Here is a 22,068-nt window from a genome sequence, read left to right on the forward strand (position 1 = left end):
CCCGGGCGGTGTGGTTACTGCCTCGGTGCTGTTGCAGCGAAATCCTGCACGTAACCCTTAGTTACAAGCGAGCGAGCGGCGGTCAGATGACCCCGGCCGCCAGCGCCACCTCGCGGTAGGCCGCGGCCAGCGACGCGACGGTCTCGTGGGCGTTGAGGCCGCTCGGGTTGGGCACCACCCACAGCTCGGCGCCGGACCACAGGTCGTCGATCGTGTCGGGTTGGCGGCCGGGGACGGCCTTGGGGAGCCCGAAGGCGGTGCGGTACGCCGTGATCCCAGCGATCGCCACGACCTTCGGGCGCTCGCGGGCCACCAGCTCGACCAGCTGCTGGCCGCCGGTCCTCAGCTCCTCGGCAGAGAGCTCGGAGGCCTTGGCGGTCGCGCGGTGCACGACGTTGCTGATCCCGATGCCACGCTCGCGCATCGTCGTCCGGTCCACGTCGGTCATCCCGTCGGCCGGGTCGACCGGCTCGGTGATCACGCCGCCGAGCACCAGCGCCGGGTAGAACCGGTTGCCCGGGTGGGCGAAGTGGGTCTGCGTCGCGGCGGTCCACAGCCCCGGGTTGATGCCGACGAACAGCAGCTTGAGCACCTGGCCGGGCGCGTTGGGGAGCAGGTCGGGGACCACGGCGTCGCGGTAGGACTCGAGCTCGGCTCGGGAGAAGGTACGGCGCGCCACACCGCGAGCCTGTCACGATGAGCCCGTGGCGAACGAGCCGGCACCGTGGAACACCTTCGTCGAGGGCGACAACCTCGACGTCCTCGCCACGCTGCCAGGCGCGTCGTACGACCTGATCTACCTCGACCCGCCCTACAACACGGGCAACGACTTCGCCTACCACGACGACTTCCGGGGCAAGCGCGGCGCGGGCGCGGCCGGCCGGCACGTCGCGTGGGTGTCGTACCTGCGGCCCCGGATCGAGGCCGGGCACCGGGTGCTCGCCGACACCGGCGCGCTCTTCGTCAGCATCGACGACCACGAGGTCGCTCACCTGCGGCTGCTCCTCGACGAGGTGTACGGCGAGGCGAACTTCCTCGCCCAGGTCGTGGTCAACCTCAACCCGAAGGGCCGTCAGCTGGGGAAGGGGTTCGCGACCTCGCACGAGTACCTGCTCGTCTACGCCAAGGACGCCGCCCGCTGCGTGCTCGACGCGACGTCGGCGACGACCGTGGTCGAGGAGGACTTCCCGGTCGAGGCGCCCGACGGCCGGCGCTACCGGCGACTGCCGCTGCGCAACACCAACAAGAAGTTCAACCCGCTCTCCACGCCGACCCTGCACTTCCCGGTCTGGGGTGACCCGGCGACGGGCCGCGTTGCCACGACGCCGTTCGAGGGTGCCGAGGAGATCAAGCCGGTCTTCGGGGACGGTACGCCGGCCGTGTGGCGCTGGTCCCGGCCGCGGATCGACGAGCGGCCCGACGACCTCGAGTGCCGGGTCGTGCGCGGGGCGCGGGGGGAGCGGGTCGACGTCTACCAGCGCGACTGGCGCCACCCCGTCGGCGGGCGCCGCAAGAAGCTGCCGACCATCTGGCTCGCCGAGGAGGTCGGCTCCACCGACACCGCGGTCGCCGAGCTCAAGGAGCTGGTCGGCCACGTCTTCGAGTCGCCGAAGCCGACCGGCCTGCTGCTCCGGGTCGTCGGCACCATGCCCGACGACGCCCGGGTCCTCGACTACTTCGCCGGGTCCGGCACCACCGGGCACGCGGTCGCGCTGGCCAACGCGGCCGACGGCGGGCGCCGTACCTGTCTCTCGGTCAACTCGGCCGAGCCGACCCGTACCGGCTCCAACGCCGAGCGCGCCGGCCACCCGACCGTCTCCTCGGTGACCCGGGCCCGGCTGCAGGCCGTCGCCGAGCGGGTCGGCGGCGGCTTCGCCGAGCTCAGCTGACGCCGGCCGCCTTCTCCAGCGCGGCGAGCTCGTCGTCGAGGAAGGTCAGCAGTCGCTGCAGGTGCGGCACCGTGCGGCGGCAGCCGGTGAGGCCGAAGCCCATGTTGCCGGCGTACGACGTGCAGGTGATGTTGAGCGCCATGCCGTTGATCGGGATGGAGACCGGGTAGTTGCCGACCAGCTGCGCGCCGTTCCAGTAGTGCGGCACCCGCGGCCCCGGCACGTTGCTGATGATCAGGTTGTACGGCGGCCGCACGATGCCCTGCATCTTCAGCATCGGCACCACGATCGAGGGCGCCATGCCGATCGCGCTCATCGCCACGATCTGCGCCGGCGTCATCGACGAGAGCGCCTCCTTGCCGTCCTTCATCGACTGGCTGATCGTGCGCAGCCGGTCGGCCGGGTCGGCCCTGTCGGTGGCCAGGCGCACCATCACCGAGCCGATGGCGTTGCCGCCGTCGGCAGACGCCGAGCCGGCCTGCTTGGCCTTGAGGCCGATCGGCACCATCGAGACCATCGACTGGTCCGGCAGCGCGTCGAGCTCGGTGAGGTAGGTCCGCATCGCGCCGCTGCACATGGCGAGCACGACGTCGTTGATCGTCGTACCGGTGGCCTTCCCGACGCCGCGGATCCGCTCGATCGGCCAGTCCTGGGCGGCGAAGCGCCGGGCACCGGTGATCGACTGGTTGAAGATCGTGCGCGGTGCGGCGAGGGAGACGGCGGAGGTCTCGTTCCTCAGGCCCTTGCGCAGGGTCTTCACCAGCGCCATCGGCATCCCGGCGGCGTCGGCGCTGATCGACAGGGCCGTGCGGACCGCGTCACCGGGCAGGTCGGCGAGGGTACGAGCGGCCGTGGTCGCGGCGTCGACGGCCGCGGCGGGCAGCGACTCGGGGCCGTCGGCCTCGGGCCTGCGCTTGCGGGCGGCGCCCTCGGCGAAGGGGGCGGGCATGTTGCGGCGGTCGGCGTCGGAGGAGAGGGTGCTCGCCATCAGCCGCATCGCGGAGATGCCGTCGACGAGGGCGTGGTGGAGCTTGGTGTACATCGCGACCCGGCCGTCGGCGAGGCCCTCGATCACGTGGGTCTCCCACAGCGGCCGCTCCCAGGCGAGCCGCGTGGAGTGCAGCCGGCCGACCAGCTCGAGCAGCTCGCGGACCCGGCCGGGCTGGGGGAGCGCGCTGTGCCGCACGTGGTGCTCGATGTCGAACTGCTCGTCGTCGCGCCAGACCAGGGTGCCGCCGGTCTTGACCGAGCGGTACGGGTGCTTGAGGAACAGCGGCGAGATCCGCTCCGTGTCGCGCATCGACTCGAACATCTCCCGGACGTAGTCCGGCCCCGCGTCCGTCGGCGGCTCGAAGAGCTGGAGCCCGCCGACGTGCATCGGCATGTTGCGGTTCTCGGCGAGCAGGAAGGCCGCGGAGGTCGGGTCGATCGGGCGGAAGCCGGGAACGGAGACCACGGAGCAGCCCCTTTCGTCGCAGGAGGGTCCCGATCCTTGCGCGTCGTGACGGTCGCCACAAGCGAATCGGCAAGCGTGGCAAGGCGTGATCCCATCGTGGGTGGGGTAGGAACGCCCCGGCTGCACGCGAACGGATGGGATCAGGCCTTGAGCAACATCACCCCTCCCGGCTGGTACCCGGACGGTGACGGCATGGAGCGTCGCTGGGACGGTTCCGACTGGACCGCCGACCGGCGACCGATGACCCGGTTCGCGCCGGCCGACGAGTCGACCCGGGTCCGGCCGGCGCCGGAGGACCCGCCGACCGCCGTCCCCCCGACACCGCTGCCGGCCGCTCCTCCGGCCGCTCCTCCGGTCGCCCCGCCCGCCGGCTACGGCCAGGTCCCGTCGCTCGGGTACGGCGGCCCGCAGCCGCCGTACGCCCCGATGCCGACACCGCCCCGGCGCAGCCGCCTGGGCCTGTGGATCGCGCTGGCCGTCGTCCTCGTCCTGCTCGCCGGTGCGGCCGGCACCCTGGCCGCGCTGCGTCCGTGGGAGGAGGCCCCGAGCGCCGGTGGCGGCGACGGTGGCGGCCAGGACCACCCGAAGGCCATCCAGGGCGACATCGACGGCGACGGCCATGGTGACGCGGTCTTCTACTTCTCCCCGGACTACGACAGCACGACCCGGGTCACCGCGAGCAGCAACGGCACGGTGTTCGCCACGAGCGAGCTCGCGGTCGAGGACTCGCAGGAGCCCGACGAGCTCCACCTCGACTGGGACGACGACGGCGTCAACGAGCAGCTGAGCTGGGCCTTCGTCGACGACGCCAACCAGCTGACCCTGTCGTCCACCGACAAGGAGTTCCCGGGCGACCAGACCTTCCGGCTCGCGCTGTCCTCGCTCGAGGACTTCGGCACGAAGATCGACGTCCAGGCCGGCGACTTCGACGGCGACGGCAGCCAGGACCTCGCCCTCGTCGGGCCGAACGACCGCACGGTCGAGGTGCAGGTGCTGCTCGGCGACGGTGCGGGTGGCTTCGCCGACCCGGTGCGCTGGGCCTCGCTGACCAACGCGACCATCGACTCGACCGAGATCCGGGCCGGCGACTTCGACCACGACGGCAAGGCCGACCTGTGGACCCGGCTCCCGGCCGAGAAGGTCAAGGACGAGGACTACACCGGCTACTACTCCGGCAAGCAGGGCTACGCGCTGCTCACCTCGACCGGCAAGGACTTCGAGGTCGGCGCGGTGGCCGAGGACGACCTGTACGCCGACGCCTACCTCGTCGGCGACGTCACCGGCGACGGCACGACCAGCCTGGTCGCGGTGCAGGCCAGCTCGTACGACGAGGAGGTCGAGCTCACCGTCTACGACCTCGCCGACGGCCGCCCGCGCGCCGTCGCCGGCTTCACCGGCACCTCCACCATCGGTCAGCGCAGCCTGCAGGGCGCGACCCTGAGCGACGTCGACGGCGACGGCCGGGGTGACGTCGTGTTCGTCGTCAAGGCACTGAAGGAGGCGAAGTTCACCGGCGTTCAGGTGATGAGGTCGACCGGCACCGTGTTCGAGAGCGCGACCGTGTGGGCCGAGACGCCGGCGTGCGAGAACTCCGACTGCCGGATCGAGTTCCCCGAGTCCTGAGCGAGGGCCGGGTGCCTAGAGCCCGGCCTTCAGCTCGGTGACCACCGAGTCGACGACGGCGACCAGGTCGTTGCCGGTCCTCTCGGCGACCGCCCGCTGGCGCACGTACGACGGCCCGCGGGTCGCGATGTCCAGCACCGACGCCAGCTCCGCCTCGCAGCCCAGCCGGGCCGCGACCGGCTCCAGGCGCGGCACGAGCTCGGCGAGGTCCTCGGTGACGAGCCGCTCGTTCGAGTCGCTGTCGAGGATCACGATCGCGTCGACGCCGTACCGCGCCGCCCGCCACTTGTTCTCCTGGACGTGCCACGGCGGCATGGTCGTGAGCGTCTCGCCGGCGGCGACCCGTTCGTCGAGCCAGATCACCAGGCAGTGCATGAGCGCGACCAGGCCCTGCATGTCGGAGAGGGTGGAGACGCCGTCGCAGATCCGGTTCTCGAGGGTGCCGTGCTTGATCGCCGGGCGCAGGTCCCAGCGGATCTCGCTGAGCTCGTCGATCACGCCGGTCGTGAGCTGGTCGTGGGCGAAGTGCTCGAACTCCTCCCACTTGTCGAACTGAAAGGGCAGGCCCGCGGTCGGCAGCTGCTGGAACATCAGCGCCCGGTTGGAGGCGTAGCCGGTGTCGACACCCATCCAGATCGGCGAGGACGCCGAGAGCGCCTGCAGGTGCGGGTAGTAGGTCAGCAGGCCGTTGAGGACCGGCAGCACCCGGTCCTTCTCGGGCAGCCCGACGTGCACGTGCACGCCCCAGATCAGCATCTGCCGGCCCCACCACTGGGTGCGGTTGATCAGCTCGGCGTACCGGTTGCCCTCGGTCAGCTGCTGCCCGGTCCAGTCCGCGAAGGGGTGCGTGCCGGCGCCGTACAGGTCCAGGTCGAGGTCGTCGGCGGCGCTGGCGGCGTACTGCAGCGTGTCGCGCAGGTCCGCCATCGCCTCCCCGACGGTGCCGCACACGCCGGTGACCACCTCGACGGTGTTCTTGAGCAGCTCCTTGTGGAGCTTGCCGGGCGCGGGCATCCGGGGCTTGGCCCGGGCGAAGAGGTGGGCGGCGTCGTTGCGGAGGTCGCGGGTACGCCGGTCGACCAGCGCGAACTCCCACTCCACCCCCAGCGTCGGCTCGGCCGAGCCGTGGAAGTCGATGCGCACGCGATCAGCGTAGAGGTGTCGCGCGGCGACCTGACAGAGTTGGGGGATGGACGACCTGCGGACCCTCCACCGCACGCTCGACCTGTGCCTCAAGGTCGGCGAGGTGCTGCTGTCCTCCGGGGCCGGTGCCCCCGACGTGGTGGCGACGATGCGGGCGCTGGCCCGGGCGCTCGGCGTACGGCACACGCAGGTGGACGTCACCTTCACCTCGCTGGCGATGAGCGTGCAGCAGGGCCCCGACGAGCCGCCGGTGGTGCAGCTGCGGGCGGTCACCCAGCGCGAGATCGACTACGAGGACCTGACCCGGGTCGACCACCTGGTGCGTGACGTGATCGCGGGGGAGACCGACCTCGAGGGTGCCCGCACCGCACTCGCGCAGATCGTGTCGTCCGGGCACGCGCGGCCGCGCTGGGCCGCGACCCTGGGCTGGGGCGTGATGTGCGGCGGCATCGGGCTGCAGCTCGGCGGCAACCTCGTCGTCGTCCTCGTGGCGACGCTGGCCGCGATCTGCATCGACCGGCTGCAGCTGCTGATGACCCGGCGCCGGCTGCCGGGCTTCTACCAGCAGGTCGCGGGCGGCGTGGTGGCCACGGTGCTCGCCGCGCTCGGCACCCGGCTCGCCGAGCCGTGGGTGCACCTCAACGCGTCGCTCGTCGTCACCGCCAACATCATCATGCTGCTGGCCGGCATCGGCTTCATGGGCGCGGTCCAGGACGCGCTCTCCGGCTTCTTCGTCACCGGCGGCGCCCGGATCCTCGAGGCGGTGCTCGCCACCGCCGGCATCATCGCGGGCGTCAGCGGCGGGCTGTCGCTGTGCGCCGCCGTCGGCCTGGAGATCCCGCGGCTGACCCTGCCCCGCCTCGACCTGGTCGGCGTGACAGCGGTCGCGGTGGGTGGAGCGGTCGGCGCGGCGGCGTTCGCCTTCGCGTCGTACGCACCCCTGCGCACGCTGCTCCCGGTCGGCCTGCTCGGCGGGTTTGCGATCGCCGCCACCGAGGCGATGTCCGAGGCCGGTGCGGGCCGCACCTTCGCGGTCGGCCTGTCCGCCTTCGTGATCGGCCTCTTCGGCTACACCGTCGGCCGCCGCTTCCGGGTCCCGCCGCTGGTCGTGGTGGTCTCGGCCGTCGTACCGCTGCTGCCCGGCCTCTCGATCTACCGCGGCCTGTTCCTGCTCGGCCAGGAGGGCAGCCAGCAGGCCGCCCAGGGCCTGCTCGCCATGGTCACCGCCGCCTCCGTCGCCATCGCCCTGGCCTCCGGCGTGATCCTCGGTGAGTACGTCGCCCAGCCGGTCATGCGCGAGGCCCGCCGGGTCGAGGCTCGCCTCGCCGGCCCGCGCCTGGTCGGTGTCACCCGGGTCCGGCGGAGGGGACGGGGGCGGGCCCGCGAGCGAGGGCAGTGACGGCCGGGCACGTTGGTGAGGTTTCGCCGGACTTCCCGGTGGGAGGCTCCTCGCGATCGATTCGCCTGATTACGGGAGACAACCATGAAGAAGACCACCCTCGGCCTCGGCAGCATCGTCCTCGCGGCCGCCTTCTCGCTCACCGCCTGCGGTGGCACCGACGAGGGCAAGCTCGCCAAGGAGTACTGCGGTCTGCTCCAGGACGCTTCCGACGCCGCGGAGTCGGGTGACGTCGACAAGGCGCAGAAGGCATCGGAGGCGCTGCTGAAGTGGGCGGAGGACAACAAGGACGTGAAGGGCGACGAGGGCGACTTCGCGAAGGCCATCAAGGACGAGTGCGGCGACCTGTCGCCGACGGCTCCCTGATCGTTCGCAGCCTCTCGCGAGCCGGGCTCCCGCTGCCAGCGGGTGCCCGGCTCGTTGCGTCACCCGGGCAGCGTGTCGACGATCGCCGGAAGTGACGCCGTGATCACCTGCAGCAGGTCGTCGCGGGACAGCCCGGCAGAGGATTCGCACCAGGTGAGGACGAGGTCCTCGACCATGGCCTGCCAGGCATGGATGATCAGGCGCACGGCGGGGGTGTCGGGAATGACGAGGCCGCCGGGGTCGGCGGTGAAGAACCGGTCGGCGAGCGCCGCGAACGTGGTGTCGTAGATCGCACGCAGGTTGTCGTTGCCGGCGGTGGCGGCCTTCACCAGGGAGCGGTAGCCGGTGTGGTTGGCGACGACGTAGTCGACGTACCCGGCCAGCGAGGCGAGCAGCCGCTCCATCGGCTCGCCGTGGTCCGGGGGAGCGGTGCGGGCGTAGAGGTCGTCGGCCGCGTGCTGGACGACAGCCTCGTAGAAGCCCTGCTTGCCGCCGAAGTAGTGGTACATCAGCCCGCGCGAGATGCCCGCCTCCTCGGCGAGCAGGTCGATGGACAGCTCGTCGAGCGAGTGGGTCGCGAGCAGCCGGACCCCGAGCTCCAGCAGCTGGGTACGACGCTCCGCCGGCGAGAGCCGGGTGCGCGGGGCGGGGGAGGGCGTGGCGGTCGTCACGCCGGACAGTCTATTGACAGATGTTCAATAACGCCAATAGCGTCGTGCCATGAGCTCCCGCAGCACAGGTCGCACGCAGGTCGACCACCTCATCGTCGGCGCCGGCTTCGCCGGCCTGGCCGCCGCCATCAAGCTCGACGAGGCCGCCGAGCGCGACTTCGTCGTGATCGAGAAGGACAGCGACGTCGGTGGCACCTGGCACATCAACACCTACCCGGGTGCCGAGTGCGACGTCCCGAGCCAGCTCTACTCCTACTCGTTCGCGCTGAACCCGGACTGGTCGAAGGTCTACTCGCCGCAGCAGGAGATCTGGGAGTACACCCGCAAGGTCGCCGAGAAGTCGGGCACGCTCGACCGCTTCGTCTTCGACACCGCCGTGCTCGACGCGACGTGGGACGACGAGACGCAGCGCTGGATCGTGCGCACCGAGGGCCCCGCGGGCATCAAGGAGTACGCCGCCCGCACCGTCGTCGCCGGCGCCGGCGGGCTCTCCGAGCCCCGGCTCCCGGAGATCGAGGGCATCGAGACCTTCCAGGGCGAGATCTTCCACTCGGCCCGCTGGAACCACGACGTCGACCTGACCGGCAAGCGCGTCGCGGTCATCGGCACCGGCGCGTCGGCCGTCCAGCTCGTGCCCGAGCTGCAGAAGGTCGTCGGCCACATGGACGTCTACCAGCGCACGCCGAACTGGATCATCCCCCGCAACGAGCGCTCCTTCAGCGCCTTCGAGAAGACCGTGTTCAAGCGGGTTCCCGGCGCCCAGCGCGCCCTGCGCGCCCTCGTCTACGGCACCCTCGAGTCCCGCGTCCCCGCCTTCGCGAAGTTCCCGCAGGCGATGCGCGCGGTCGAGATGCAGGGGAAGAAGAACATCGCGAAGGGCATCACCGACCCCGAGCTGCGCCGCAAGGTCACCCCCGGGTACCGCGCCGGCTGCAAGCGGATCCTGATCTCCAACAAGTGGTACCCCGCGCTCGACGCCGACAACGTCGACCTGGTCACCGACCCGATCGCCAAGATCACCGGCAACGCCGTCGTCACCACCGACGGCGTGGAGCGGCCGATCGACGTCCTCGTCGTGGCCACCGGCTTCTACGTGACCGAGCCCCCGATCGCGCGGCACATCACCGGCCGCGCCGGCGTCACGCTCGGTGACCTGTGGGACGAGAGCGGCATGGCGGCGTACAAGGGGACGACCTTCCACGGCTTCCCCAACCTGTTCCAGATCGTCGGCCCCAACACCGCGCTCGGCCACTCCAGCATGATCTTCATCATCGAGTCGCAGGTGAAGTACGTCGTCGAGGCCGCGAAGGCCATGCGCCGCGAGGGCCTCGCCGCCGTCGAGCCGACCCAGGCCGCGCAGGACGCGTGGACCGCCGAGATCCGACGGAAGATGAAGCCGACCGTGTGGCAGACCGGCGGCTGCGCCAGCTGGTACCTCGACAAGTTCGGCAACAACACCACCCTGTGGCCGGGCCAGACCTTCACCTTCCGGCAGCACCTGAGCACGTTCGACCTCGACCGGTACGACGTCGAGGTGTCCCACCAGCGAGAGGCAGTCAACGCGTGAAGAACCTCAACAACAAGGTCGTCGTCATCACCGGCGCGGGCTCCGGCATCGGCCGCGCCCTGGCCGTGAACCTGGCCGGCAAGGGCGCGCGGCTCGCGCTGTCCGACGTCAACGAGGCCGGCCTCGACGAGACCGCCGCGCTCGCCAAGGACGCCGGTGCGCCGGACGTGCAGACCGCGAAGCTCGATGTCGCCGACCGCGAGGCGTTCGCTGCGTACGCCGCCGCCGTGGCCGACCACTTCGGCCAGGTCAACGTCGTCATCAACAACGCCGGCGTGGCGCTGGCCGGTGACGTGGTCGACCTGTCCTACGACGACATGGAGTGGATCGTCGGCATCAACTTCTGGGGCGTCGTGCACGGGACCAAGGAGTTCCTGCCGCACCTGATCGCCTCCGGCGAGGGTCACGTCGTCAACCTGTCCTCGCTCTTCGGCCTGCTCGCGATGCCCGGCCAGAGCGCCTACAACGCGACGAAGTTCGCGGTGCGCGGCTTCACCGAGGCGCTGCGCGAGGAGATGCTCATCGCGGGGCACAACGTCGGCGTGACCTCGGTCCACCCCGGCGGCATCAAGACCGCGATCGCCCGCAACGCCCGCGTCTCCGACAAGGAGGACAAGGCCGCCACGGCGAAGCTCTTCGACGAGAAGCTCGCGAAGATGACCCCCGAGCGGGCGGCCGAGATCATCGTCAAGGGCATCGTGAAGAACCAGGCGCGTGTCCTCGTCGGCCTCGACGCCCACGCGCTGCACAACTTCCAGAAGTTCACCGGCTCGCGCTACGAGGACGTCGTCGCGCTCGTCTCCAAGAAGGTCCTCCCGGCGAAGGCCGTGTGACCCTCGGCGCCCACTAGGGTTGCCGTGTGGAGGCGGTGACCGACGGTGTTCTCGACCGGATGTGGTCGCGCAGCCGCCTGTCGCTGCGCGGCCGCTTCGACCGGTGGCGCGACAAGCTGTGGGTCGTCGCGCAGTGCTCGATCGCAGCCGGACTGGCCTGGTTCGTCGCGCACGACCTGCTCGGTCACGCCCTGCCGTTCTTCGCGCCGATCGCGGCGGTGCTGTGCCTCGGTACGTCGTACGGCCAGCGGCTGCGCCGCGTCGTCGAGGTCATGCTCGGTGTCGCGATCGGCGTGTTCATGGCCGACGTGCTGGTCTCCGGCATCGGCTCGGGCGCCTGGCAGCTCGCGCTGATCGTGTTCCTGTCGATGTCGATCGCGCTCTTCCTCGACGCCGGCATCATGTTCGTCTCCCAGGCTGCGGTGCAGTCGATCGTGGTCACGGTGCTGCTGCCCGGCGCCGGCGGCGCGTTCCTGCGCTGGACCGACGCCGTGATCGGCGGCGGTGTCGCGCTGCTCGCCGCGATGGCGGTGCCCGCCGCGCCGTTGCGTCGCCCGCGCGAGCAGGCCGCCGCCGTTGCCCGCAAGATCGCCCAGCTGCTGCGTGCCGCCTCCGACGTGATGGTCGACGGCGAGGTCACCCCGGCCCTCGAGCTGCTCGCCGACGCCCGGACCACGGACCGGCTGATCCGCGAGCTCCAGGCCGCGGCCGAGGAGGGGATGGCCGTCGTCAGCTCCTCGCCGTTCCGGATCCGGCACCGCGAGCCGCTGCGCCGGATGGTCGAGCTGGTCGACCCGCTCGACCGGGCGCTGCGCAGCACCCGGGTGCTCGTGCGGCAGACCACGATCATCGCCTACCGCCGGCTGCCGGTGCCCGCGTCGTACATCGGACTGACCGCCGAGCTCGCCGACGCCGCCGAGGCCGTCGCCCGCGAGCTGCACGCCGACCGGGTCGCGATCGCGGCCCGGGACGAGGTGCTGGCCGTCGGCGCCGCGACCGGGCAGGTCGAGCGCAGCGACATCCTGACCGCCGAGGCGATCCTCGCCCAGCTGCGCGCGATCGTCGCCGACCTGCTCATGGTCACCGGCATGGGCCAGCTCGAGGCGACCGACGCGCTGCCGCCGCCGCGCTGAGCCTGCGACCGGAACCTGTGACCGCATGTCACACTTTCCGCCGTGAGCAACGTGGTGGAGCAGAGCGTCGAGATCGCGGCGCCGATCAGCAAGGTGTTCGCGTACGTCGACGACTTCACGTGCACGAAGGACTGGATGTACGGCCTCACGAAGATCGAGCCGGTCACCGACCAGCTCCGCGGCGTGGGTGCCCAGTACGACGGCGTGATGAAGGTCGGCGTACCGCTCAAGGCGCGCATCGAGTGCACCGCCTGGGAGCAGGACCGGCTGCTCGAGCTGACCTCGGTCAAGGGCGTCGAGACCACCCAGCGCTGGAGCTTCACCGACCTCGGCGGTGACCGGACCCGGGTCGACGCCTGGATCTCCTTCACGCTGCCGGGCGGCCCGGCCGGCAAGGCGATCGCGGGTGCGGTCAAGCCGGTCGTCGGTGTCGCGGTCAGGCACTCCAGCGAGGCGCTGGTGCGCAACGTGGAGTCGCTCGCCTGACCCTGGAGCTGGGCGGCTGAGGGTGGCCCCTGGGCCACTCTCACGCACCCGACTCCGGTGATCGGTGAATCCGGTTGGGTCTGCGGGCGCCGACACGGGACAATGGCCGCGCTGTGAAGATCTCCTACCCACCCGACCTCCCGGTCAGCGCCCGACGCGACGACATCGCTGCCGCGATCCGCGACCACCAGGTCGTGATCGTCGCCGGCGAGACCGGCTCCGGCAAGACCACCCAGCTGCCGAAGATCTGCCTCGAGCTGGGGGGCGGTGGCCCCGGCGAGGACGGGCGCCCGCGGATGATCGGGCACACCCAGCCGCGGCGGATCGCCGCTCGCTCGGTGGCCGAGCGGATCGCCTCGGAGCTCGGGACCGAGCTCGGCGACCTGGTCGGCTACCAGGTCCGGTTCACCGACAAGACCTCGAAGCAGAGCCGGATCAAGCTGATGACCGACGGCATCCTGCTGGCCGAGCTGCAGCGCGACCGGCTGCTGCGCCGCTACGACACGATCATCATCGACGAGGCGCACGAGCGCAGCCTCAACATCGACTTCCTGCTCGGCTACCTGCGTCAGCTGCTGCCGAAGCGCCCCGACCTCAAGCTGGTCATCACCTCGGCGACCATCGACCCGGAGCGCTTCGCCGAGCACTTCGCCGACGTGCGCACCGGTGAGCCGGCGCCGATCATCGAGGTCTCCGGCCGCACGTACCCGGTCGAGGTCCGGTACCGGCCGCTGATGGACCTGCCCGAGGACGACGAGGACGGCGAGCCGATCGTCCGGGACCAGACCGAGGCCATCGTCGACGCCGTCAAGGAGCTCTCCGCCGAGGGTCCGGGCGACGTCCTCGTGTTCCTTCCCGGCGAACGCGAGATCCGCGACACCGCGGAGGCGCTTGCGCCGCTCGGGGACGGGATCCGCGGCGTCGACGTACTGCCCCTCTTCTCGCGCCTGTCCGCCGCCGAGCAGCACCGGGTCTTCGCGCCCGCCAAAGGTTCCCGGCGTCGCGTGGTGCTCGCGACCAACGTCGCCGAGACCTCGCTGACCGTCCCCGGCATCCGCTACGTCGTCGACACCGGCGTCGCCCGCATCTCCCGCTACTCCGCGCGCACCAAGGTCCAGCGCCTCCCGATCGAGCCGATCAGCCAGGCCTCCGCCAACCAGCGCTCGGGCCGGTGCGGCCGGGTCGCGGCCGGCATCGCGATCCGGCTGTACGCCGAGGAGGACTTCGAGGCCCGCCCCGAGTTCACCGACCCCGAGATCCTGCGCACCAACCTCGCCTCGGTCATCTTGCAGATGACCTCCCTCGGGCTCGGCGACATCGAGCGGTTCCCGTTCGTCGAGCCGCCCGACCGGCGCAACGTGCAGGCCGGAACCCAGCTCCTCGAGGAGCTCGGTGCGGTCTCGACCGGCCCGACCGCCGGGAGGAACGGCGAGCTGACCAAGGTCGGCCGCCGTCTCGCCCGGCTGCCGATCGACCCGCGGCTCGGCCGGATGCTGCTCGAGGCCGAGCGGCTCGGCTGCGTGCGCGACGTCCTCGTCATCGTCGCCGCCCTCTCCCTCCAGGACCCGCGCGAGCGGCCCGGCGCCGACCACCCGACCGAGCGCGCGCAGGCCGACCAGCTGCATGCCCGGTTCAAGGCCGAGGGCTCGGACTTCCTGTCCTGGCTCAACCTGTGGAACCACCTGCGCCAGCAGCAGAAGGAGCTCTCCGGCAGCGCCTTCCGCCGGATGTGCAAGCGCGAGTACCTCAACTACCTGCGCGTGCGCGAGTGGCAGGAGTTCGTCACCCAGCTGCGCCAGGTCACCAAGGAGATGGGGGTGCGGCTCGAGGCGCCCAGCGACGTACCCGACGCCGACGGGATCCACCAGGCGCTGCTCTCCGGCCTGCTCTCCCACATCGGCGTGCTCGAGGAGCGGGAGAAGCCCAAGCCCGGCGCCCGCAAGGACAACCGCCGGCCCGGGCCGCGGGAGTACCTCGGCGCCCGCGGCGCGAAGTTCGCGATCTTCCCCGGCTCCGGCCTGGCCCGCAAGAACCCGCCGTTCGTGATGGCCGGCGAGCTCGTCGAGACCGGCCGGCTCTGGGCCCGCCAGAACGCCGCCATCGACCCGCGCTGGGCCGAGCAGCTCGGCGCCCACCTCGTGAAGCGCACGTACTCCGAGCCGAGCTGGTCCCGCAAGCGCCAGGCGGTGATGGCCCGCGAGCGGGTCACGCTGTACGGCGTACCGCTGGCGGCCGACCGGGCCGTCTCCTACGGCAAGGTCGACCCGGAGCTGTCGCGCGAGATCTTCATCCGGCACGCCCTCGTCTACGGCGAGTGGGACACCCGGCACCGGTTCTTCCAGCAGAACCGCCGCCTGCTCGCCGAGGCCGAGGAGCTCGAGCACCGGGCCCGCCGGCGCGACCTCGTCGTCGACGAGCACACGCTCTTCGACTTCTACGACGCCCGCGTCCCCGAGGGGATCGTCAGTGGCGCGCACTTCGACCGCTGGTGGAAGGACGCCCGGCGCGCTCAGCCGGAGCTGCTCACCTTCGACCCGGCGATGCTCACCCACGACACGGCCGACGAGGTCCGCGAGGCGGACTATCCCGAGGAGTGGTCGGTGACGGGCGGTCTGACCTTCCCGATCAGCTACCACTTCGAGCCGGGCGCGAAGGACGACGGGCTCACCATCGACATCCCCGTCGCCACCCTCAACCGGGTCGACGACGACGACTTCTCCTGGATCGTCCCCGGCCTGCGCGAGGAGCTGGTCACCGAGCTCATCCGCAGCCTCCCGAAGGCGCTCCGGGTCAGCTTCGTGCCCGCCCCGAACACCGCGCGCGAGTTCCTGGCCGCCGTACCCGCGGGGGAGGAGGCGCTGCTCACCGCACTCGAGCGCCACCTGCGCTCGACCACCGGCGTCCACGTCCCGCGCTCGGCCTGGGGCCTCGCGTCCCTGCCCGCGCACCTCACCCCGAGCTACCGGGTCGTCGACGAGAACGGCTTGGTGCAGGGGCGCGGCAAGTCGCTCGCCGAGCTCAAGGCACCGCTGCAGCCGCAGTTCGAGCGTGCTATTGCCGCCGTCGCCTCCGACTCCGGCGTCGCCCGCACGGGCGAGAAGGACTGGGTCTTCGACGAGATCCCGGTGACGGCCACGTGGACCCGCGCCGGTCACGAGGTCGAGGCGTACCCCGGCCTGGTCGACGAGGGCAGCGCCGTCGGCCTGCAGGTGTCCGGCTCGGCCGACGAGCGCGACGCCCGGCACCGGCTCGGCGTCGTCCGCCTCGCGCTGCTCGCCCTCGGCCCGGCCCCGCTCGCCGGCGTCCTCGACAGCCTCGGCAACGCCGAGAAGCTCGGCCTCGCCGGGACGCCGTACGCCGGTGTGCCCGCCATCCTCGACGACTGCCTGCGCGCCGTCGTGGTCGACGCCGTCGACGCCCGGCCGCCGGTCCGCAGCCGCCAGGAGTACGACGACCTGCTGGCCGCCCTGCGCCCGACCGCCGCCGCGGGCGTGCGCGACGTGCTCGCCGAGCTGCTCCGCGTCCTCGCCACCTGGCGCGAGGTCGACCGCCTGCTGAGCGGCCGCGCCGACCTGCCGATGCTGCCCGCGCTCACCGACCTCCAGGGCCAGCTCGGCCGTCTCGTCCACGACGGTTTCGTGGGGGAGGCCGGAGCCGCCCGGCTGCGGCGCTACCGCACCTGGCTGGCGGGGATGCGCGAGCGTCGTACCGCTCTCGCGAACGGCGGCCCGGCCGCCCTCGCCAAGGACCGGCAGCGGATGGACGTGCTCCAGCCGCTCCAGGACGCCTACCTCGCCCGGATCGCCGCGCTCCCCGACGGGCGCCCGGCCGGATCCGGGCTGCGTGCGATCCGGTGGATGCTGGAGGAGTACCGGGTCTCGCTGTGGGCCCAGCAGCTCGGCACCGACGGCCCGATCTCGGACGTGCGGATCCGCAAGGCCTTCGACTCCCTCTGACCCGGCAGAAACTGGCTCCCGCTCTCCGCTGACCCGGCAGAAGCTGGCCCGGAAAACGCGCCGACCCGGCAGAAAGTGGTCCGGAAAACACACCGACCCGGCAGAAACTGGCCTCGCCCGACGTCACTTTCTGCCGGGTCGGCGCGATTCACGCGCACCTTCGAGCCGGGTCGGCGCGATTCACGCGCACCTTCGAGCCGGGTCGGCCCGACTCCGAAGCCACTTCGAGCCGGGTCGGGAGAGGTCGAGCACGCCGGACCGGGAGCGCCTCACGGCGCAGGGCCGCTCGTAGCGGCTGAATTTGGGACCCGGGGCTGCCGCGGCCCGGCGTGCTCGAGTGCCAGTCTACGGCCTCGGACCCAGTGCTCAGGTCAGGCGACGTGCGAGCTCCAGGTGGCCGGCCGCCTCGAGCTGCTCGGCGAGCGCGAGCATGCGGCGGATGTCGGCGTCGGGTACGTCGTGCAGCGTGGCCCGACCGGCCGCGACCACCCGGGCGAAGGCGGCCGCGCGGAGCAGGACGTCGGCGAGCTCGCCACCGGCGATGCCACGCAGCACCTCGTCGACCATGGCACGCAGCTCGTCGGGGCCCGGCGGGTCGGCGACGCCCGCGACGACCCGGGCGAACTCGGCCCGGGAGCGGCCGGCCTCGAACTGCCGGGCGACCCCGGCCGGGTCGGCGTACACCCACGAGCGGAGCAGGTAGAGCCGCCACAGGCAGCCGGCCAGGGTGTCGGCGGCGGCGTGGGACCAGACCTCGGCGATCGCCTCGATGCCCTCGGTGTCGGCGAGGTGGACCAGGCGCTCGGCGACCCCGGCGTCGTCGCTGGTGCGGGCACCACGGACGAGCAGCACCGCGGCCCGCTCGGCGGCCTCGGTCAGCAGCGCGGGGTCGGCCGCGCCGACGTACTCGTCGAAGAAGGCCGCCTCCCGCGGCGCGGGGCGGTGGTGACGCTGGTGCTCGGACACCCACTCACCCTAGAACCACGCGCCGCGAGGGGCCCTGTGACCGGCCGGTAGGGTTGCGGCCGTGGGTCGGTTCACGTGGCGGACGGGTGCAGTCGTGGTCGGGGTCGCTCTGGTGGTCCTCGTGGGCATGATCGCCCTCGCGAGCGGCACGGAGCACAAGCAGCGGCCGCACCGGCCGCAGCCGACGGCCGAGACGATGACCGAGCTGCAGCTCGCGGTGTGGGGTACGGCGCCCGAGATCGCGGCGTACCAGACGGTTGTCGACGACTACAACGCCAGCAGCAAGGACACCAACGTGTCCATCGTGTCCTGGCCCGACGCCGATGCGATGCTCGATGCGATCCGCAGCGGCGGCGCCAAGCCCGACCTCTACCTGCTCCCGCGCAGCGACCTCGCGCAGACCGTGGCCGAGAAGCGCAACGTTCCGCTGCTCGACCTGGTCAACGAGCGTGAGATCCCGATCGGCGACGACTGGGCGCGCGACGCGGTCTCGGCGTTCTCGGTCGACGACGACCTGCAGTGCATGCCGTACGCCGCCTCGCCGATGGTCATCTACTACAACACCGACCTCGTCGACTTCGCCGCGATGGAGGCCGAGGGCCTGCCGGTGCCGCGCCAGGACCACACCAGCTGGAACCTCGCGGAGTTCCGCGCGGCCGCCGAGTTCGGCAGCCGGCCGCGCCGCAACACCCGCGGCATCTACATCGAGCCGACGCTGCGCGGGCTCGCGCCGTTCATCCTCTCCGGTGGCGGCAAGGTCTTCAACGACGACAACAACCCCACCAGCCTCGCGCTCAGCGACGACGGCTCGACCGACGCGCTGCGGCGTACCCTCGAGCTGCTGCGCGACCCGCGGCTGACCCTGAGCACCAAGCAGCTCGAGCAGCGCCCGGCCGTCGACTGGTTCAAGCGCGGCAAGCTCGCCATGATCGCCGGCTTCCGCGGGCTGACCCCGGAGCTCCGCGGCGTCGAGGGCCTCAACTTCGACGTCCTGCCGATGCCGTCGCTCGGCTCAGCCCAGACCGTCGCCGACCTCAACGGCATCTGCCTGGCCCCGGCCCGCCCGGAGCGCAACGAGGCCGCGGCCAACGTGCTCAGCTACCTGGTCAGCGACGAGGCGCTCGCCCGGGTCGCCGAGACCGGGTACGTGCAGCCCGCCAAGCTGACCGTCGCGTTCTCCGACGACTTCCTCCAGCCGGGGCTGGCGCCGGAGCACGCCTCGCTGTTCAACACGGTGATGCGCTCGATCGTGCTGCCGCCGCTGATGACGCAGGGCCGCGAGCTGCGCCAGCTGGTCGACCCCGACATCGAGACCTTGCTGACTACGCCGGACATCGCCGACCTCCAGGAGTCGCTGAAGGCGATCGACGAGAAGTCGCGCAGCCTGCTCGACCCGGACTACGTGGCGCCGTCGGAGACCCCGTCGGGCTCCCCATCGGGTTCGCCGTCGGGCTCGCCGTCCGACTCCGCCACGCCCTGACGCTTCCGCTTCGCCCGGCTCGCGGACGACGCCTCGGCGTCGAGGACCGCGCGGCTGAGGGCCGGAGCGGTCAGCCCGATCTGCCAGCTGCGCGCGCCCAGCGCCCGGAGCTGGTCGATGACCGCCTCCAGCAGGTCGACCGCGTCGCGGGTGCTCGGCGGTGACCACATCACCCGGCGCAGGGTGTCGGGGGTGAGCAGGTTCTCGAGCGGGATGGAGTGCTCCTCGGCCAGCGCCGAGACCGCTGCGCGGGCGAGCTCGAGCCGACGGGCGGCGACCGGGTCCTTGTCGGCCCAGGTGCGCGGCGCCGGGGGACCGTCGCCGTGGGTGACCCGCGAGGGCAGCTGGTCCTCGGAGAGGTTCGCGGCCGCCTGCAGGGCGGCCAGCCACTCCTTGGCGTGCCGGGCGGCGCCGCGGCCGTGGAAGCCCTGGGTGCCGAGCAGCGCTCCGCGCGTCGTGGGCATCGCGGTCGCCGCGGCCACGATGGCGGCGTCGGGGATCAGTCGGCTCGGGGTCACGTCGCGCTCGCGGGCGATCGCGTCGCGCGCCTCCCACAGGGCCCGCACCGCGCCGAGGGTACGACGGCCGCGGACCTTGTGGAGCCCGGACGTACGCCGCCACGCGTCGACGCGGACCGCCGGCTCGAAGCCGCGGACGTGCTCGAACTCCTGCCGGGCCCAGTCGGCCTTGCCGGTCTCCTCGAGCTCCTCGGCCAGCAGGTCGCGCAGCTCGACGAGCACCTCGACGTCGAGGGCGGCGTACTCCAGCCACGGCTCGGGCAGGGGCCGGGTCGACCAGTCGACGGCGGAGTGCTCCTTGCGCAGGTGCCGCCCGAGCAGGGTCTCGACCAGGGTGGCGAGCCCGACGCGCGGGTAGTTGAGGAGCCGCCCGGCCAGCTCGGTGTCGAAGAGCGCGACCGGGCGCAGCCCGACCTCGGCCAGGCAGGGCAGGTCCTGGGTGGCGGCGTGCAGGATCCACTCGGCGTCGCCGATGGCGTCGGCGAGCGGCGTCAGGTCGCCGAACGGGATCGGGTCGATCAGGCCGATGCCGGCTCCGGCCCGCTTGACCTGGATCAGGTAGGCGCGGTTGGAGTAGCGGTAGCCGGACGCGCGCTCGGCGTCAATCGCCACCGGACCGGAGCCCGCCGCGACCAGGTCGCAGTAGGCCGCGAGGGCCTCGGGGGTGTCGATCACCGGCGGCAGGCCGTCGGCGAGGGTCAGCAGCACGACCGGCTGCTGGTCCTCCTCGGGCGTCTCCTCGGGGGTCGGCTCGTCGGCCATCAGCCGCCCCGCTGGCCGCGCCGCGACGGCATGACCGCGATCCCGTCAGGTACCGGCTCGAGACCGCCGGCGGTGCACATCAGCTCGCCCCACGCCTCGGCGTGGGTGGCCATGTCGCTCGGGTCGACGGGCGTCCACGACGCCCGGATCTCCAGCTGGGCGCTGCCCGGCTCGTCGGCCATCGAGCCGTACGACTCGGTGACCACCTTGGTGACGGTGCCGGAGACGGCGACGTACTCGGCGCCGTGGGCCTCGAGCGCGTCGCTCAGCCAGGTCCAGCCGACGTCGGTGAGCATCGGATCGGTCGCGAGGTCGTGGTCGATCTCGGCCCGGCAGTAGGCCACGCAGCGGAAGGTGCCCTCCCACGCGTCGTTGCCGGCCGGGTCGTGGAGCAGGACGAGTCGCCCGGTGGCGACCTCCTCGTCGTCCACGGTGACGTCGGCGGACAGCGCGGCGGCGTACGGGGCGATCCGCTGCGGTGCCGGCATCTCCTCGCAGAACACCTCGGGGCGGAACGTGGCCGCGCGCAGGCCCGCGACGGCAGCGGTGAACTCGGGGGGAGTGCCGGCCGCGCCGGACCCCTGGTTCATCTCCTGGCGGGCGACCATGGGGCCACCCTAGGCCGACAGGGCCGGATCGATGTGCGTCCCACGCCGTTGACCTGAGACCCTGACCCCGTGACCGCCCCCCTGCACGACAGCGCACTCCTCAAGGCAGCCCGCGGTGAGAAGGTGCCGCACACCCCGGTCTGGTTCATGCGCCAGGCCGGCCGCTCGCTGCCGGAGTACCTCGAGGTGCGCGAGGGCATCGCCATGCTCGACTCCTGCATGAACGCCGAGCTGATCACCGAGATCACGCTGCAGCCCGTGCGCCGGTACGGCGTGGACGCGGCCATCTTCTTCTCCGACATCGTGCTGCCGCTCAAGGCCGTCGGCGTCGACCTCGACATCGTGCCCGGGGTCGGCCCGGTCGTCGCCTCGCCGGTGCGCACCCTCGCCGACGTCGAGGCGATCCCGGACCTCACGCCCGACCAGATCCCCTACATCACCCAGGCCGTGCAGAACCTGGTCGGCGAGCTGGCCTCGGTCAACGGCGGCACGCCGCTGATCGGGTTCGCGGGCGCGCCGTTCACCGTGGCGTCGTACCTCGTCGAGGGCGGGCCCTCCAAGGAGCACGCCAAGACGAAGGCGCTCATGTTCGGTGCCCCTGAGGTGTGGGACGCGCTGATGCGCAAGATCGCCGACGTGTCCGCGGTCTTCCTCGAGACCCAGGTCGCGGCGGGTGCCTCGGCGGTCCAGCTGTTCGACTCGTGGGCCGGCGCGCTGACGCCCGACGACTACGTCCGGTTCGTGCAGCCCCACTCGGCCCGGGTGCTGGAGCGGGTCGGCGAGCTCGGCGTACCCCGCATCCACTTCGGCGTCGGTACGTCGAACCTGCTCGACCTGATGGGCGAGGCCGGTGCCGACGTGGTCGGTGTCGACTGGCGCACCCCGCTCGACCGGGCGATCCCCCTCGTCGGCGACCGCTCGGTGCAGGGCAACCTCGACCCGACGCTGGTGTTCGCGCCGACCGAGGTGATGACCGCGCGCGCTGCTGTCGTCATCGAGGCCGGTCGCGCGGCCCGCGGCCACATCTTCAACCTCGGCCACGGCGTCATCCCGAGCACCGACCCCGACCAGCTCGCGCGGCTGACCGAGTTCGTGCAGTCCTACCCGCTGGGCTGAGCGGCTCGCGCTTCACAGGAAGCGCACAGAACGGGGACAGTCCGCACCCACGACGCGGTCGAACACTGGTGGTCACCAACGACCTCCGGAGGACCC

The 22,068-nt window shown here is 72.0% G+C and carries 18 protein-coding genes; 11 read left to right on the plus strand and 7 right to left on the minus strand.

Features of this window, described 5'->3' with window-relative positions:
* Positions 1–82: 82 nt before the first annotated feature.
* Positions 83–679 carry a mismatch-specific DNA-glycosylase gene (locus tag ACZYRU_RS05320; protein ID WP_488956041.1) on the minus strand — a complete coding sequence of 199 codons (597 nt, stop codon included), beginning with the start codon at positions 677–679 and terminating at the stop codon, positions 83–85.
* A gap of 25 nt (positions 680–704) precedes the next feature.
* On the opposite strand from ACZYRU_RS05320, the gene ACZYRU_RS05325 reads away from it, so the two are divergent.
* Positions 705–1,889, plus strand: coding sequence for a site-specific DNA-methyltransferase (locus tag ACZYRU_RS05325; RefSeq protein WP_488956042.1), 1,185 nt, complete (start codon positions 705–707; stop codon positions 1,887–1,889).
* Here the strand turns inward: ACZYRU_RS05325 and ACZYRU_RS05330 are convergent.
* On the minus strand, positions 1,882–3,345 hold the full coding sequence (locus tag ACZYRU_RS05330; protein ID WP_488956043.1) for a WS/DGAT/MGAT family O-acyltransferase: 1,464 nt from the start codon (positions 3,343–3,345) through the stop codon (positions 1,882–1,884). The genes ACZYRU_RS05325 and ACZYRU_RS05330 overlap by 8 nt on opposite strands.
* Positions 3,346–3,492: 147 nt before the next feature.
* Between ACZYRU_RS05330 and ACZYRU_RS05335 the strand changes: the two genes are divergently transcribed.
* A complete protein-coding gene (locus tag ACZYRU_RS05335) occupies positions 3,493–4,968 on the plus strand; it encodes an FG-GAP-like repeat-containing protein (RefSeq protein WP_488956044.1) in 1,476 nt (491 codons plus the stop codon).
* Positions 4,969–4,983: 15 nt separating this feature from the next.
* Here ACZYRU_RS05335 and ACZYRU_RS05340 read toward each other — a convergent pair whose 3' ends face one another.
* Positions 4,984–6,111: a glutamate--cysteine ligase gene (locus tag ACZYRU_RS05340; RefSeq protein ID WP_488956045.1), complete on the minus strand. Its 1,128-nt coding sequence runs from the start codon at positions 6,109–6,111 to the stop codon at positions 4,984–4,986.
* A gap of 46 nt (positions 6,112–6,157) precedes the next feature.
* Here ACZYRU_RS05340 and ACZYRU_RS05345 point away from each other — a divergent pair, with 46 nt between their 5' ends.
* Both ACZYRU_RS05345 and ACZYRU_RS05350 read left to right on the plus strand, forming a co-directional pair.
* Positions 6,158–7,510 (plus strand): threonine/serine exporter family protein, encoded by a 1,353-nt coding sequence (locus ACZYRU_RS05345; protein ID WP_488956046.1) that lies wholly within the window; start codon positions 6,158–6,160, stop codon positions 7,508–7,510.
* A gap of 84 nt (positions 7,511–7,594) precedes the next feature.
* Positions 7,595–7,876: a hypothetical protein gene (locus ACZYRU_RS05350; protein ID WP_488956047.1), complete on the plus strand. Its 282-nt coding sequence runs from the start codon at positions 7,595–7,597 to the stop codon at positions 7,874–7,876.
* A gap of 59 nt (positions 7,877–7,935) precedes the next feature.
* Here ACZYRU_RS05350 and ACZYRU_RS05355 read toward each other — a convergent pair whose 3' ends face one another.
* A complete protein-coding gene (locus ACZYRU_RS05355) occupies positions 7,936–8,547 on the minus strand; it encodes a TetR/AcrR family transcriptional regulator (protein WP_488956048.1) in 612 nt (203 codons plus the stop codon).
* A gap of 49 nt (positions 8,548–8,596) precedes the next feature.
* On the opposite strand from ACZYRU_RS05355, the gene ACZYRU_RS05360 reads away from it, so the two are divergent.
* The 5 genes from ACZYRU_RS05360 (at position 8,597) to hrpA (ending at position 16,522) form a co-directional block, all read left to right on the plus strand.
* Entirely contained in the window at positions 8,597–10,114 is a 1,518-nt protein-coding gene (locus ACZYRU_RS05360; protein WP_488956049.1) for a flavin-containing monooxygenase, read from the plus strand.
* Positions 10,111–10,947 (plus strand): SDR family NAD(P)-dependent oxidoreductase, encoded by an 837-nt coding sequence (locus ACZYRU_RS05365; protein WP_488956050.1) that lies wholly within the window; start codon positions 10,111–10,113, stop codon positions 10,945–10,947. Before ACZYRU_RS05360 ends, ACZYRU_RS05365 begins: the two co-directional genes overlap by 4 nt.
* A gap of 26 nt (positions 10,948–10,973) precedes the next feature.
* Positions 10,974–12,080, plus strand: a complete 1,107-nt coding sequence (locus tag ACZYRU_RS05370) for an FUSC family protein (protein ID WP_488956051.1) — start codon at positions 10,974–10,976, stop codon at positions 12,078–12,080.
* A 42-nt stretch (positions 12,081–12,122) separates the two neighbouring features.
* Entirely contained in the window at positions 12,123–12,566 is a 444-nt protein-coding gene (locus tag ACZYRU_RS05375; RefSeq protein ID WP_488956052.1) for an SRPBCC family protein, read from the plus strand.
* A gap of 113 nt (positions 12,567–12,679) precedes the next feature.
* The gene (gene hrpA, locus ACZYRU_RS05380; RefSeq protein ID WP_488956053.1) at positions 12,680–16,522 is read left to right on the plus strand and encodes an ATP-dependent RNA helicase HrpA; all 3,843 of its coding nucleotides are present in this window, start codon (positions 12,680–12,682) and stop codon (positions 16,520–16,522) included.
* A 366-nt stretch (positions 16,523–16,888) separates the two neighbouring features.
* Here the strand turns inward: hrpA and ACZYRU_RS05385 are convergent, their stop codons facing one another.
* Positions 16,889–17,488 (minus strand): hypothetical protein, encoded by a 600-nt coding sequence (locus ACZYRU_RS05385; protein ID WP_488956054.1) that lies wholly within the window; start codon positions 17,486–17,488, stop codon positions 16,889–16,891.
* Positions 17,489–17,549: 61 nt separating this feature from the next.
* Here ACZYRU_RS05385 and ACZYRU_RS05390 point away from each other — a divergent pair, with 61 nt between their 5' ends.
* A complete protein-coding gene (locus tag ACZYRU_RS05390) occupies positions 17,550–18,968 on the plus strand; it encodes an extracellular solute-binding protein (protein WP_488956055.1) in 1,419 nt (472 codons plus the stop codon).
* Here the strand turns inward: ACZYRU_RS05390 and ACZYRU_RS05395 are convergent.
* Together ACZYRU_RS05395 and ACZYRU_RS05400 are read right to left on the minus strand one after the other, a co-directional pair.
* Positions 18,887–20,248 (minus strand): HRDC domain-containing protein, encoded by a 1,362-nt coding sequence (locus tag ACZYRU_RS05395; RefSeq protein WP_488956056.1) that lies wholly within the window; start codon positions 20,246–20,248, stop codon positions 18,887–18,889. The genes ACZYRU_RS05390 and ACZYRU_RS05395 overlap by 82 nt on opposite strands.
* Positions 20,248–20,856, minus strand: coding sequence for a DUF3000 domain-containing protein (locus tag ACZYRU_RS05400; RefSeq protein ID WP_488956057.1), 609 nt, complete (start codon positions 20,854–20,856; stop codon positions 20,248–20,250). Before ACZYRU_RS05400 ends, ACZYRU_RS05395 begins: the two co-directional genes overlap by 1 nt.
* Before the next feature lie 69 nt (positions 20,857–20,925).
* Here ACZYRU_RS05400 and hemE point away from each other — a divergent pair, with 69 nt between their 5' ends.
* Entirely contained in the window at positions 20,926–21,972 is a 1,047-nt protein-coding gene (hemE, locus tag ACZYRU_RS05405; protein WP_488956058.1) for a uroporphyrinogen decarboxylase, read from the plus strand.
* Positions 21,973–22,068 lie beyond the last annotated feature (96 nt).

Source organism: Nocardioides sp. F233 (assembly GCF_057813895.1).

Bases quoted from the DNA above. Each gene is read 5' to 3' on its own strand.
- ACZYRU_RS05345 (WP_488956046.1), top strand. From the start codon at position 6,158: ATGGACGACCTGCGGACCCTCCACCGCACGCTCGACCTGTGCCTCAAG.
- ACZYRU_RS05350 (WP_488956047.1), top strand. From the start codon at position 7,595: ATGAAGAAGACCACCCTCGGCCTCGGCAGCATCGTCCTCGCGGCCGCC.
- ACZYRU_RS05360 (WP_488956049.1), top strand. From the start codon at position 8,597: ATGAGCTCCCGCAGCACAGGTCGCACGCAGGTCGACCACCTCATCGTC.
- ACZYRU_RS05395 (WP_488956056.1), bottom strand. From the start codon at position 20,248: ATGGCCGACGAGCCGACCCCCGAGGAGACGCCCGAGGAGGACCAGCAG.
- ACZYRU_RS05400 (WP_488956057.1), bottom strand. From the start codon at position 20,856: ATGGTCGCCCGCCAGGAGATGAACCAGGGGTCCGGCGCGGCCGGCACT.